Origin of the sequence: Streptomyces sp. NPDC001868, from assembly GCF_040297125.1 — a bacterium.
Classification (GTDB): domain Bacteria; phylum Actinomycetota; class Actinomycetes; order Streptomycetales; family Streptomycetaceae; genus Streptomyces.
Genome location: NZ_JBEOYO010000001.1, coordinates 354,772 through 367,831, shown reverse-complemented (window position 1 = coordinate 367,831; position 13,060 = coordinate 354,772). Strand labels below are relative to the sequence as shown.

Below are 13,060 nucleotides of genomic sequence, written 5' to 3'. Positions count from 1 at the left end.
AAGGCACGAAACGCCACGACAAGGCACGGCGGTACGGCACCACGGCACGTCGCACGACCACACGACGACCAAGGGGGAATGGACATGACGGACTTCGACCAGACGGCGTTCTTCTCGGCGGTACTGAAGACCATCGCCTCGACCCGCAACCACGGCACCGACCGGGACGAGCACACCAAGGGCGTGGTGGAGCCGGCGGCGCGCATCCGCTCTGTCGAGGAGGAGGCCGGGGAGCGGCGGCTCACCTCCGGCGAGACCGGTGAGGTGCTGGACCTGCTCGACTCCACGTTCCGCGCCAAGCGCACCCCGGACGAGGAGCGGGAGTACTACCTCCAGTACATCGAGAAGGTCTCCGGCGTCAGCCGGGCCTCCCTGGGTGTGTCCGCCTGGTGAACACGTCCGACCTCGCGTGGTTCAGCCACGAGATGTGCTTCTGGCACGACCCCGGGCCCGGCTCGGGGTACGTGCCGGTGGGGCCCGGCGTCGAACCGCTCCGCCAGTTCGCGGTCGACCCCGATCTGCGCCGGGCCGAGGGACTGGTCCAGGCGTCCGGCGTGATGGACCGGTACACCCGCGTCACACCCGCGCCCGCCTCGGACGAGGACCTGCTGCTGGTGCATGTGCCGGAGCACATCGAGCGCGTCGAGGCGGTGTCGGCGTCCGGCGGGGGTGACGCCGGCGTGTACGCGCACGTCAACTACCACAGCGCACAGGCCGCGCGGCTCGCCGTCGGCGCCTCGGTCCAGGCCGTCGAGCAGGTCCTGGACGGGCGGTTCCGGCGGGCGTACTGCCTGGTCCGCCCGCCCGGCCACCACGCGGAACCCGACCGGGCCATGGCCCTGTGCCTCTACAACAACGTGGCCGTCGCCGCGCGGGCCGCGCGGCGCCGCGGGGTGCGCCGGGTGCTGATCCTGGACTGGGACGTGCACCACGGCAACGGCATCCAGCGGGTGTTCTACGACGACCCCGACGTCCTGTACGTGTCGATCCACCAGGACGGGCTCTTCCCGGCGGCCTCCGGTCTCGTCGGGGAGACGGGTACGGGCGCCGGGACGGGCAGCACGCTCAACGTCCCGCTGCCCCCGGGGACGGGGCACGACGCGTATCTCGCCGTCGTCGCCCGTGTCGTGGAGCCCGCGGCCCGTGCGTTCGGCCCCGATCTGATCCTGGTCGCGGCGGGCGTCGACGCGAGCGGCCACGACCCGATGGGCCGCATGATGTGCACCAGCCGGACGTTCCACGCCATGACGTCGGCGCTGTGCCGACTGGCCGACGAACTGTCCGGGGGCCGGATCGTCTTCGTCCACGAGGGCGGCTACTCGGCCTGGTACCAGCCGATGCTCGTCCTGGGCACGGCGAGCGCGATCGCCGGTCTGCCCGCCCCGCAGGACCCGTTCCTGCACTCGCTGGACCATCTGCCGGGGCAGCGGCTGCAACGCCACCAGAGGCGGGTGATCGAGCACCTGGAGGCCCGTCACCCGCTGCTGGCCCCCCAAGTGACCGCCACCGGCCCGGGACGGGGAGCAGCCGATGGGTAACTGGTGGATGACCGTCGGCGCCGGCGCCCGCCAGGCGCCCCGGTTCCGTGTGGTGGCCTTCCCGCACGCCGGCGGGTGGCCCTCCGCGTTCCGCTCCTGGTGGCAGCTGCTGCCCGCCGACGTCGAACTCGTCGTCGCCCAACTGCCGGGCCGGGGCGCCCGTATCAAGGAGCGGCCCCTGACCCGCGTCGAGCCCCTCGTCGACGCGCTCGTCCGGGACCTCGCGGACCTGCCCCCGCTGCCGTACGCGGTCGTCGGCCACAGTTTCGGCAGCGTGCTGGCCTACGAACTCACCCGGCTGATGGAGCAGAAGGGGCTCGCACCGGAGTTGCTGGCCGTCTCTGCGCGGCAGCCCCCGTGCTTCCCCGACGAGCCGCCGTTCGCCCACCTCAGGAGCGACGCCGAACTGCTGGAACACCTGCTGGACATCGGCGGTATGACGCCGCAGCTGTTGAACCGGGCCGATCTCGTCCAGCCGTCGCTGCGCGCCATCCGCGCGGACCTGGAGGCGATGGAGCGGTACGAGCGGCCGCTGTCGGGCACCGGCGTGCCCATCCTGGCGCTCGGGGCCGTCGACGATCCCGTCGTCGTCGCCGAGCGGCTGCATCTGTGGTCCCTGGAGACGACCGGTGGTTTCGGGCGGCTGATGTTCACCGGCGGTCATTTCTACCTCTACGAGCCCGCGCACGCCGCGGCCGTCCTCCACCGTCTGGTGGCCGGCCGGCCCGGCGCACCGTATGCGGGCGTCCCGGACGAGGGCCGTGTCCCTGGTCCGCCCAGCCTCCCGGCACCCGTTCCGGGCGGCGATTCGAAGTACCCCTTGAAGGAGACAAGTTGAGCACCATCACCGATACCCCCCACCAGGCCGGCCCACGGGAGTGGCTGGGCCTGGCCGTGCTGGCGCTTCCCACGCTGCTGCTGTCGATCGACGTGAGCGTGCTGCACCTGGCGGTCCCGCACATCAGTGAGGGCCTGGACCCCTCGGCCTCCCAGATGCTGTGGATCATCGACATCTACGGCTTTCTGATCGCCGGCTTCCTGGTGACCATGGGCACGCTGGGCGACCGTGTCGGCCGCCGGAAGCTGCTGCTGATCGGCGCCGCCGCCTTCGGTGTCGCCTCGGTGGCCGCCGCCTACGCCGACACCCCGGCCGCGCTGATCGCGGCGCGCGCGGCGCTCGGCATCACCGGCGCGACCCTGATGCCCTCCACGCTGGCGCTGATCAGCAACATGTTCCGCGACGCCCGGCAGCGAGGCGTGGCCATCGCCGTCTGGGTCACCATGTTCTCCGTCGGCATCGCACTCGGCCCGGTGGTCGGGGGCGCCATGCTGGAGTACTTCTGGTGGGGGTCGGTCTTCCTGCTCGGTGTGCCCGTCATGGCGCTGCTGCTGGTGGCGGGCCCCGTCCTGCTGCCGGAGTACCGCGACGAGCAGGCCGGCCGGGTCGACCTGGTCAGCGTGGCCCTGTCGCTGGCGGCGATCCTGCCGGTGATCTACGGCCTGAAGGAGATCGCCAACGACGGCGTGTCCGCGCTGCCGCTGCTGGTCCTCGTCGTGGGCCTGGCCGTGAGCGCCGTGTTCGTCCGTCGCCAGCGCACCCTGGAGAGCCCGCTGCTGGACTTCCGTCTGTTCGGCAACCCCGCCTTCCGTACGTCCCTGGTGACGCTGCTGCTGAGCATGCTGGTCGCGGGCGGCACCTATCTGTTCGTGACGCAGTACCTGCAGCTGGTGGGCGGGCTGTCCCCGATGAAGGCCGGCCTGTACCTGCTGCCCGCCGCCTTCGCGCTGATCGTGACGGCCGTGGTGTCCCCGATCGCCGCGAGCAAGATCAGGCCCGCGTACGTCGTCGCCGTCGGCCTGGTCGTGTCGGCGCTCGGCCACGTCACGCTGGCCCTCGCGGACAGCACCTCCGGGATCGCGCAGGTCGTGACCGGCTTCGCCTTCGTGTACGCCGGTGGCGGCCCGCTCATCGCGCTGGGCACCGACATCGTCGTCGGATCGGCGCCGCCCGAGCAGGCCGGGTCCGCCGCGGCCATCTCGGAGACCAGCACCGAGCTGGGCATGGCGCTCGGCGTGGCCATCCTCGGCAGTGTCGGTACCGCGGTGTACCGCAGCGGCGTGGACGTTCCCGCCGGGGTGCCGGACGGCGCCGGTGACACGCTCGCCGGGGCGCTGGAGGCGGCGAAGGGCCTGTCCTCGGACGTGGCGGCGGCGTTCGCCGACTCGGGCCGGGCCGCGTTCACCGACGGCATGAACGTCATCGGGGTCATCGGGGCGCTGGTGGCGCTCGGGACGGCCGTGCTCGTCGCCGTCGTCATCAAGTTCCCGCCCACGGGAGCGGCCGAGGAGCAGGCCGAGGAGCCGGCCGAGGAGCAGGCCGGGGAGCAGGCCGGGGAGCAGGCCGGGGAGTCCGCCGAGAGCCCCGCCGCGCCCGCGCGGCAGGCCGCCTCCTGACCCGGGAGCGGCCCGTCCGCCCTCAGGCGCCGGGGGGATCCGTGTAGGCGGCGGCGTACTCGTCGGTGGGCGCGATGGGCGTGATGACGTCGATGAGTACGCCGTCGGGGGCGGCGACGATGAAGTGCCGCTGCCCGAAGTCCTCGCTGCGCAGCGGCAGTTCGGGTTTCAGGCCGAGGTCGTCCACGAGCCGGGCGTACTCGGCGTCGACGTCGGTCACCTCGAAGTTGAGCAGGACGCCCTGGGCGGGGCGGCGGAACGCCGGGGGGATCGTCTCGTGGCCGGCGTCGACCAGGGCGAGTTCGTAGTGCGGTGGCTCGTGCCGCCGGAGGCTGACGTACCAGTCGTTCTCGAAGGTCGTCTCGAATCCGAGCAGGCCGGTGTAGAACCTCACGGATTCCTGGAGCAGCGGGGTGCAGATCACCGGGTAGAAACCGGTCATGGCGGAGGACGTCATCGGGGCACCTTTCCGAGGTGGTCGCGGGGCGTCTGAGCGGGTGGCGTTCGTCGTGTCAACGAGGAGCGCCACCCGTCGTCACGTCCGCCGGGTGCGAGAGCGGGGGCACATGACGGTGGAGGGGCCGAGGGAACCGGAGCGTCCGCAGGTGTGGGCCGTGCGGCGTCCTCCACCGTGGGACGAGGCGCTCAGCCTCTCCCTGCTGGACCCGGCGGAGCGGCGCAGGGCCCGCTCCTTCCGGCGGGAACCGGACCGTTCCCGTTACGTCGCGGCGCACACGGCACTCCGTCTGCTGCTGGCCGCGCACCTCGATTGCCATCCCGTCGACGTCCTGTACGGACGTGAGCCGTGCGCGCGCTGCGGCGGTCCGCACGGCAGACCCGTACTCCTCGATCCCGAGGCGGGCCTGTGTTTCTCGCTCTCCCATGCCCCGGGCCTGTCCCTCGTCGCGATCGGCCGCGTGCCCCTGGGGGTGGACGCCGAGCGGGTACCCGGCCGCAGGACCGTCGAGGCGTGCCTGGAGCGCCTGCACCCCGAGGAGCGGCGCGAGCTGCTGGCGGTCCCCGAGGAGGAGCGGTCCTCGCGGTTCTGCCGGCTCTGGGCGCGCAAGGAGGCCTATCTGAAGGCTCTCGGGACCGGGCTCGGACGCGGACTGGAGCGGGACTGGCTGGGGGACCGCGCGGGGCCCGGGACGCCCGCGCGCCCGTCGGGCTGGACCGTCCGGAACCTGTCCTGCGGTCCGCAGAACACCACCCATGCCGCGGCCCTGGCCGTCCCGTCGGGCACCCCCGTGCCCGGCGCGCCGTACCGGCTGAACTGGGCTGCTTTCCAGGGTGACTTGCAGGGACGGGCGGTGAACGGCACCGGCGGCGGCCCTTGTTGACATACCGATGGTATGTCACTAAGTTCACTCGCATACCTTCGGTACGTGACTGGAGATGGCGCTCCATGCTGACCAGCCTCTGTCCGGTGATCCGCACCACACGCCTCGAGGAGTCCCGCGAGTTCTACACCAAGCTGTTCGGCTACAAGGTCACACACGAGACGGACTGGTACGTCGGTCTCGGCCGCCCCGGACTGACGCCCTGTGAACTCGCCCTTCTCGACACCACGCACCCGGCCCTGCCGGAAGCGCAGCGGCGGCCGGTGCGCATGATCCGCTTCACCCTCGAAGTGGAGGGCGGGGAACGGGAGCTGGAACGCATCGCCGCCTGCGGCGCGTCCGCCGCGAGGCGATCACCCGACACCGGAGGTTCCGCGGGGAACGACTTGGTCGTCACCGATCCGAACGGAGTACAGATCCTCGTCGTCGCACCGAAATGACCCATCGGCGCGTACGCGAGATCGACAGCCAAGAGGGGGAAGGCAGTCATGCCCGGAAGAATCGACGCCGGTGTGGCGGTCGCGGTCATGCGCGCCGCGGGACTCGAACCACTGGAGCCCTATCCCGGGGCGAACGTGGCCTGGAACAGCCGCTGCGTCAAGAACGCGCACCATGTCGCGCCCACCTTCACCTCGGTGCGCATCGGTGCGAGCGGGGGATGCCGGCACTGCGGACGCCTCGCCGCCGGCGAGCGGCGACGGGCGGCCGGCCGGGAGCGGGCCGAGGCGGACATGCGCGCCGCAGGCTTCGAACCGCTGGAGCCCTACCCGGGATCCAGGGTGAGATGGTCCTGCCGGCACATCGTCTGCGGCCGTACCGTCCATCCCCGGCTCTTCGGGATCCGTGCCGGAAAGGGCGGCTGCCGCGCGTGCGCGGGCCGGGTACCGGTGGAGCGCGAGACCGCCGAGGCGGAGATGCGCGCGATCGGCATGGAACCGCTGGAACCCTTCCCCGGCCGGGTGCGCGACCGGTGGCGGTGCCGTTGCGTGGCCTGCGGTCACATCGGCACCCCCACGCTGAACAACATCCGCCGCGGCCAGGGCGGCTGCTACACCTGCGCACGCCGCGCCGGCCGCCCCTCCGCGCGAGCCGACGAACTCGCCCGCTGAGCGGGCCGACGGGCCGAGCGGCACGGCGAGGGCGTCCCGCACCCGGCGGGGCGCCCTCGCCGTCACTCGACCCGCAGGGCGTCCAGCATCGCCACCAGCGCGGTCTGGGTGTCGTCCAGATCGCGGGGGTTCGTCGAAGCGGCCAGCCACAGCGCCGCCTCGTTCATCGCGCCCGACAGCAGATGGGTGAGCGGCTCGACCGGCTGCGCGGCGATCGTCCCCTTGCCGATCAACTCCTCCAGCACCTGCGCCAGATGCTGCCCCGAAGTCGTCTCGTTCATGGCCCGCCACTCGCTCCACCCGAGCACCGCCGGACCGTCGACCAGCATGATGCGCTGGATCTCCGGATCCGTGGACACGGTGAGGAACGCCTGGCATCCGGAGACCAGTTGGTCCCAGGTGTCCTCCCGGGCGTCCGCAGTCTCGGCGATCCGGTCGGCCACCTCCTGCTGCACCTGCTCCAGCACGGCCCGGAACAACTCGGCCTTGCTGGCGAAGTGGTGGTACAGCGCCCCCTTGGTGACCCCTGCCGCCCGCACGATCTCCGACAGACCCACGGCTCCGTACCCCAGCGTGGAGAACAACCGTCTGCTCTCCCGCACCAACGCCTGCCGAGTCCGCTCCCGCTGCTGAGCCCGAACCCCTTGAGTCATCCTCTCCCCCCGCTCTTCACGTACTGAAGGTACGTCAACCGGGGAGTCAGCGGTACTCCTTGAGTCGACTGCGGGGCCATCGCCGCCCTCGGTCACGGTCCGTCCGGTTCAGCGGGAGTCGGGGCGCCGGACGAGGAGGGCCTCGCGCAGGACGGAGAACGGCGGGTCGGCGATCAGATAGAAGTGGTTGCCGCTGACGCCGGCCTCCTGGACGGGCAGGGTGCTCAGGGCGCTCCACGGGCGGCGGTCCGCGTCGTCGTCCCGGTCGCCGACGATGGTGGTGACCGGGCAGGTGAGCAGGGGCTCGGGCGCCATGGCGTAGTCGTGGAACATACGGCCGTCGGCGATCAGATAGGGCAGGACCACCTCCTGGAAGATCGGGTCGGCCGCCATCTCCGCGTCGGTGCCGCCCATCCTGACCAGATCGTCGAGCAGCCGGTCGGGGTCCTCCTCGGCGACGAGGCCGGTGGGCAGCGGGGCGTCACGGGAACCCGAAGCGAACAGGTGCTCGATGTGGATGCCCCGGCGTTGCAGCGCGCGTGCCGTCTCCAGGGCGATGGGAGCGCCCAGACTGTGCCCGAAGAACGCCAGCGGGACATCCGCCAGGGGTTCGAGCGCCTCGGCGATGTCGGCGGCCAACCGAAGGAGGTCGTGCGGAGGCTCCTCGTCGAACCGGTCGGCGCGGCCCGGGTACTGGACCGCGTGGACCTCCGCCTCGGTCAGCGCCTCGCCCCAGGAACGGTAGAAGGAGGCCGACCCGCCGGCGTGCGGGAAGCACACCAGTCGCGTACGCGCTTCCGGCCGGGCCGTCTCGCATGCCAGCCAGCGCGAGGTGTTCGCGGTCATCGACGGGCCCCCTTCCGTGCGCGCTGCTGTCGGAGCCGGGCGGTCCGGGCTCTGCGGGCGGCCTCGGCCGAGGAGGCCGGCGCCGCGTCCTCGCCCTGCTCCCGGCCGGCGCGGATGAGCGTGACCTGTGCCGCCACGGTGGTCTCCTGGAACAGGTCGACGATCGACGGCCGCAGCCCGCAGTGCTGTTCCAGCGCGTCCTGCAGCTGGAACATGGCCAGTGAATGGCCCCCGAGATCGAAGAAGTTGACGTCCGGCGGCACCACCGCCACGCCGAGCACCTCCGACCAGGCGGCGGTCACCTGGGCGGTGAGCGGATCGTCGGAGCGGGACACGGCGGCGGGGCGGGTGACGGACGGCTCGGCGGCGAGCGTCCGCAGCAGTGCGCGGTCGAGCTTGCCGTTGAGGTTGCGCGGCAGCTCCGGCAGCACCCGCAGTTCGCCGGGCACCATCACGGCAGGCAGCTGTTCCGCCAGGGCGCGGCGCAGCGCGAGCGGGTCCGCGCCCTCCCGCGAGGCCACGAAGCCGATCAGACCCGTTCCTCGTACGTCGGGCAGGACGACCGCCTCCTGGACGCCTTCCAGCGGGCGCAGTGCCGACTCGACCGCGCCGAGTTCCACGCGGTGGCCGCGCACCTTGATCTGGTCGTCCTTGCGGCCGATGAAGTCCAGCCCGTGGGCCGTGTTCCGGCGCACGAGGTCGCCGGTCCGGTACATGCGGGCGCCCGGCTCGTCGGCGAAGGGGTCGTCGAGGAAGGCCGCCGCCGTGGCCTCGGGGCGGCCGAAGTAGCCACGGGCCACCCCCGGCCCGCCGATGAACAACTCGCCCTCCGCGCCCGGCGGTACGGGCCGGAGTCCGTCGTCGAGGACGTAGAGCAGAGCACCGGGGATGGGCCCGCCGATGCCGACTGGTCCGGCCCCGGTGAAACGCTGGAAGGTGGCCCACACGGTCGTCTCGGTCGGGCCGTACTCGTTGACCAGATCCACCCCGGGGGAGTGGACCGCGAAGTGCCGGTCGACCAGTGCCTGCGGAAGGGCCTCGCCCGCGACGATCACCTGCCGCAGGGAGGCCAGCGGCTCGGTCCCGGCGCGCTCGGCGGCGTCGAGCAGCAGCCCGTACAGCGTGGGCACGCACAGGGTGCGGGTCACACGGTGGCGGGCGATGAGGGCGACCAGCCGCTCCGGGTCGCGCAGTTCGGCGTCGGACGCCACGACCAGGCAGCCGCCCGCCTGGAGCGTCCCCCAAATCCCGGCGACCGAGGAGTCGAAGGCCGACGGTGACAGCAGGAGGAAGGTCGGGGTCCCCGGATGGACGAGGAGGCGGGCCCGGGTCGAGGCGGTGAGGTTGCGGTGCTCGACGACGACACCCTTGGGCTCGCCCGTACTGCCGGAGGTGTAGATGAGATAGGCCGGGTCCGCCGGGCCGACCGTGGCGGCGAAGGAGTCGGAGGGCGCGGTGTCCGGTTCCTCGCCTGGTACGTCGGGGACCGTCACGACGGGCACCCGGGAACCCGCCGTACGAGACCGCGTCCGGGCCGTAGCCACCACGGCCCGCACCCGCGCGTCGTCGAGGATCGCGGCGATCCGGGCATCCGGCTGCGCCGGATCGACGGGCACATAGGCGGCGCCCGCGCCGAGGACGCCGAGCACGGACGCGATCATCGCGGCGGAGGGCTCGGCGAGGAGGGCGACCCGGTCACCGGCGCCCACCCCGGCCGCGGCCAGACGGTGGGACAACCGCCGGGACCAGGCGACGAGATCGCCGTACGTGAGGTCGAGGTCACCGCAGCGCAGGGCGACCGCCGTGGGACGGTCGGCGGCCAGTGAAGCCACCGCTTCGTGTGCGGGAACGAACGCTTCTTCGGGCAATGGTTCGCCGATGAATTTCACATGGTGCGAGGCCGACAAGAAGAACTCCCCTGTGCAATAAGCGGAATTGGGTAATCCGTGTTGCGGGGCGGCCGAATTGTGTTCGCCCGCCCATAATGAGGATCCTGATTAGCGGTCGGATTCGTCCCGGATTCGGACGACCACCGCGATATGGCCGTTCAGTGTCCGCCGGGCCAGCATCTCGCGCACGGGGACACGGATGTCGAACTCGCTGTTCACCCTGCGGATGAGCCGGGTGATCAGCAGGGAATCTCCGCCTTCGGCGAAGAAGTCGGCATCCGCCGGGAAATCGTCCCGACCGAGCAGTTCCGCCCAGATCCGTGTCACTCCCTCCGCCGGATCGACGGGTGCCGGGCACTCGGGTTCCGGTTCCTCGCTCGGCTGTTCCGGAAGCGGGGCGGGGGCCGGGGCGTTCGCGGGGGCGACGAGCGCCTCCGGGGCGGCGAGCGCCTCCGGGGCCACCGAGCGCGGACCCGCGAAGGGATAGCCGGGGAGTCGGACCCTGCGGCCCCCGCCGGTCAGCGCGTCCACGGCTATCGGCTGGCCCAGGGCCCACAGGGCGCCGACACCGGCGAGCGCGGTCGTCCCCTGCGCGTCCCTGGCCCGGTCCAGGGCGACCACGGGGAAGCCGGCCGCCTCCGCCGGTGGTGAGAGGGGGCGCCCCGGGCCGATCTCCACGGCCAGGGCGCCCGGCAGGTGTGCGGCCAGTGAGTCGAGGGCGGCGCCGAACAGTACGGACTGCCGGACCTGGGTGACGAACAGGTCGCGCGGGAGGACCGTACCGGCCGCGACGACCCGACCGGACACATTGAGCGCGATCGGCAGGGTGGGCGGCCGGAGCTCGATCCGCTCCATCGCCCGGGTGAGCGCGGGCAGCGCGGGCTCGATCAGACGGGAGTGGCCGGCGTGGGAGTAGCGCAGCCGCCGTACGAAACAGGTGTCGCCGACGCGCCGCAGATATTCGTCGACCTCCTCGACCGGCCCGCCCAGCACACAGGAGTCAGGGCCGTTGACCGCGGCCACGTCGAGGTCGAGACCCCATTCCTCGGCGTGCGCGAGGGCCTGTTTCACGTCCACCCCGAGGGCCAGCATCGCGCCCTCCGGGCAGTCCTGCATGGCCCGGCCGCGCGCCGTGATGAACGCGGCGGCGTCCTCCAGGCCGAAGACTCCGGCGACCGCGGCGGCGGTGATCTCCCCGGAACTGTGTCCGCACACGGCGGCCGGCCGGACCCCCAGGTCCATGAGCGCGGTCGCCGCCGCGTGGCCCACGGCGAAGAGGGCCGGCTGCGCCAGCGCGGGCCGGTTCAGCTCGTCGGCGGGGAAGTCCGGGTCGAACAGCGCCTGCCGGATCCGCTCCGCCAGCGGGGAGTCGAACACCGCGAGGCACCGGTCCAGCGCCGGGCGGAACCCGGGCAGGACGGTGAAGGGCTCGGCCATTCCCGGGCGTTGGGCGCCCCCGCCGGGGAAGAGGAGGATCACCGGGTCGGGTCCCGTCACCGGCGCGGTGCCCCGGAAGGTCCCGGCCCGGGCGGCGAGGCGCTCGGCTACCTCGGTGCTCGTCCGGCCCGTGACGGCGAGGCGCTCGCCCAGCGCGGGGCGGCCGTTGACGAGGGTGCCGCACACGTCGTGGAGATCCGGGTCATGGGCCCGGAGATGGTCGGCCAGCCCGTCGGCCACCCGGTCGAGCGCCTCGGGATCCGCAGCGGACAGCAGCACCAGGCGCTCGCGCGGCGCCCGTGCCCCCGCCCCGGAGCCGGCCGGCTCGCGTGGTGGTGCCTGCTCGATCACGACGTGTGCGTTGGTGCCGCCGATACCGAACGCGCTCACCCCGGCGCGTCGCGGGCGCTCACCGGTCCAGGGGACGGCCTCGGTGGGGACGTACAGGGGGCAGTCCTCGGTCTCCAGCAGGGGATTGGGCGCGGTGAACCCGGCGACCGGCGGGATCACACCGCTACGGACCACGAGCAGGGCCCTGATCAGCGCGGCGACCCCGGCGGCGGCGTCCAGATGGCCGATGGAGGCCTTCAGGGCGCCCACCGCCACACTGCCCGGCCGGGCCCCCGCCCCGCGCAGCGCGGAGCTGGCCGCCGCCCACTCGATCGGGTCCCCGATCCGGGTGCCGGTGCCATGGGCCTCCAGATAGCCGAGGGAGCCGCCGTCGACCTCGGCCGCGTCCAGCGCCGCGCCGATGACCCGCTGCTGCCCGGTGGAGGAGGGCGCGTAGTAACCGGCCTTCGCGTTCCCGTCGTTGTTGATCGCGGTGCCCAGGATGACGCCGTACGGCACCGGATCGTCCTCGGTGATGTCCGACAGACGGCGCAGGACCACGGCACCCGCGCCGGACCCGGCGATCACCCCGTCCGCGTGCCGGTCGAACGGCCGGCACGCCCCCGTCGCCGACAGCACGCCGCCCGGCTGGTGCAGATGGCCCGCCTGCGGATAGCCGAACCCGGCTCCCACCACCAGGGCCTGGTCGCAGTCGCCGCCGAGCAGTGCCTGCACCGCCAGGTGCACGGCCACCAGCGAGGAGGAGCAGGCCGTCTGCACGGCGAAGGCCGGCCCGGTCAGGCCCAGTCTGTACGCCACGCGGCTCGCCATGAAGTCCGGCTCGGTGCCGTGGATCACATCGTCCAGCAGGCCCGGATCGAGGCTTCCGCCACGGACCATCGCGCGCATGTAGCCGCTGCCCGTCATGGACGCGTAGACGCTGGTCACCAGAGTGTCGTCGCGGGGCGGAACCCCCGCGTCCGCGAGGGCGTTCCAGGCCACCTCCAGCATCCAGCGATGCTGGGGGTCCATCAGTTCGGCCTCGCGCCCCCGGATCTGGAAGAAGTCGTGGTCGAAGCGGTCCCAGTCGTCGAGATGGCCGCGTACGGGCACATAGTCCGGGTCGGATACCAGTGCGGCGGGGACACCGGCCGCGAGCAACTCCTCCCGCGTGTATCTCCTGCTGTGCACGCCGCCGTGGAGCTGGGAGTCCCACCAGTCGTCCAATTCACGGGGACCCGGTAACCGCGCCGCCATGCCCATGACCGCGATGTCCAGGGAACGATCCCGACTCGTCACAACGTCCCCCATCATGCCGTTGGATATCGGATATTCCATCTGATGCCGCACCGATGCCGTGTCGCCCCGTGATCATATTCATGCTGAACTCGGTCTCAACCCCTTTTTGAGAAAAGGAGGTTGGCAGGAAACGATCAGACATGGCAACGTCGTACGCTCCTGATT

At 72.3% G+C, this 13,060-nt stretch carries 12 protein-coding genes; 7 read left to right on the top strand and 5 right to left on the bottom strand.

Features of this window, described 5'->3' with window-relative positions; translation table 11 throughout:
- The first annotated feature begins 84 nt into the window (after positions 1 to 84).
- Genes ABT147_RS01760 through ABT147_RS01745 form a run of 4 tightly spaced genes read left to right on the top strand, consistent with a single transcriptional unit; the run spans position 85 to position 3,992 of the window.
- Positions 85 to 393: a hypothetical protein gene (locus ABT147_RS01760; protein ID WP_351401598.1), complete on the top strand. Its 309-nt coding sequence runs from the start codon at positions 85 to 87 to the stop codon at positions 391 to 393.
- The gene (locus ABT147_RS01755) at positions 390 to 1,538 is read left to right on the top strand and encodes a class II histone deacetylase (protein ID WP_351401596.1); all 1,149 of its coding nucleotides are present in this window, start codon (positions 390 to 392) and stop codon (positions 1,536 to 1,538) included. Before ABT147_RS01760 ends, ABT147_RS01755 begins: the two co-directional genes overlap by 4 nt.
- Positions 1,531 to 2,376: a thioesterase II family protein gene (locus ABT147_RS01750; RefSeq protein WP_351401594.1), complete on the top strand. Its 846-nt coding sequence runs from the start codon at positions 1,531 to 1,533 to the stop codon at positions 2,374 to 2,376. The genes ABT147_RS01755 and ABT147_RS01750 overlap by 8 nt, the downstream gene beginning before the upstream one ends.
- Positions 2,373 to 3,992: an MFS transporter gene (locus ABT147_RS01745; protein ID WP_351401592.1), complete on the top strand. Its 1,620-nt coding sequence runs from the start codon at positions 2,373 to 2,375 to the stop codon at positions 3,990 to 3,992. Before ABT147_RS01750 ends, ABT147_RS01745 begins: the two co-directional genes overlap by 4 nt.
- Positions 3,993 to 4,014: 22 nt before the next feature.
- Here the strand turns inward: ABT147_RS01745 and ABT147_RS01740 are convergent, their stop codons facing one another.
- A complete protein-coding gene (locus ABT147_RS01740; protein WP_351401590.1) occupies positions 4,015 to 4,449 on the bottom strand; it encodes a VOC family protein in 435 nt (144 codons plus the stop codon).
- A 157-nt stretch (positions 4,450 to 4,606) separates the two neighbouring features.
- Here ABT147_RS01740 and ABT147_RS01735 point away from each other — a divergent pair, with 157 nt between their 5' ends.
- The 3 genes from ABT147_RS01735 to ABT147_RS01725 all read left to right on the top strand — a co-directional run bounded on the left by ABT147_RS01735 (position 4,607) and on the right by ABT147_RS01725 (position 6,441).
- Entirely contained in the window at positions 4,607 to 5,332 is a 726-nt protein-coding gene (locus ABT147_RS01735; protein ID WP_351401587.1) for a 4'-phosphopantetheinyl transferase family protein, read from the top strand.
- A gap of 65 nt (positions 5,333 to 5,397) precedes the next feature.
- Positions 5,398 to 5,772 carry a VOC family protein gene (locus tag ABT147_RS01730; RefSeq protein WP_351401585.1) on the top strand — a complete coding sequence of 125 codons (375 nt, stop codon included), beginning with the start codon at positions 5,398 to 5,400 and terminating at the stop codon, positions 5,770 to 5,772.
- Between the two features lie 48 nt (positions 5,773 to 5,820).
- Positions 5,821 to 6,441 carry a hypothetical protein gene (locus tag ABT147_RS01725; protein WP_351401583.1) on the top strand — a complete coding sequence of 207 codons (621 nt, stop codon included), beginning with the start codon at positions 5,821 to 5,823 and terminating at the stop codon, positions 6,439 to 6,441.
- 62 nt (positions 6,442 to 6,503) lie between these two features.
- Here ABT147_RS01725 and ABT147_RS01720 read toward each other — a convergent pair whose 3' ends face one another.
- The 4 genes from ABT147_RS01720 to ABT147_RS01705 form a co-directional block, all read right to left on the bottom strand.
- Positions 6,504 to 7,094 (bottom strand): TetR/AcrR family transcriptional regulator, encoded by a 591-nt coding sequence (locus tag ABT147_RS01720; protein ID WP_351401581.1) that lies wholly within the window; start codon positions 7,092 to 7,094, stop codon positions 6,504 to 6,506.
- A 108-nt stretch (positions 7,095 to 7,202) separates the two neighbouring features.
- Complete coding sequence (locus ABT147_RS01715; RefSeq protein ID WP_351401578.1) at positions 7,203 to 7,940, bottom strand: thioesterase II family protein; 738 nt, start codon at positions 7,938 to 7,940, stop codon at positions 7,203 to 7,205.
- Positions 7,937 to 9,772: a non-ribosomal peptide synthetase gene (locus tag ABT147_RS01710; protein ID WP_351401576.1), complete on the bottom strand. Its 1,836-nt coding sequence runs from the start codon at positions 9,770 to 9,772 to the stop codon at positions 7,937 to 7,939. The genes ABT147_RS01715 and ABT147_RS01710 overlap by 4 nt, the downstream gene beginning before the upstream one ends.
- A 165-nt stretch (positions 9,773 to 9,937) precedes the next feature.
- Positions 9,938 to 12,895: a type I polyketide synthase gene (locus tag ABT147_RS01705; protein ID WP_351401574.1), complete on the bottom strand. Its 2,958-nt coding sequence runs from the start codon at positions 12,893 to 12,895 to the stop codon at positions 9,938 to 9,940.
- Between the last annotated feature and the right edge of the window lie 165 nt (positions 12,896 to 13,060).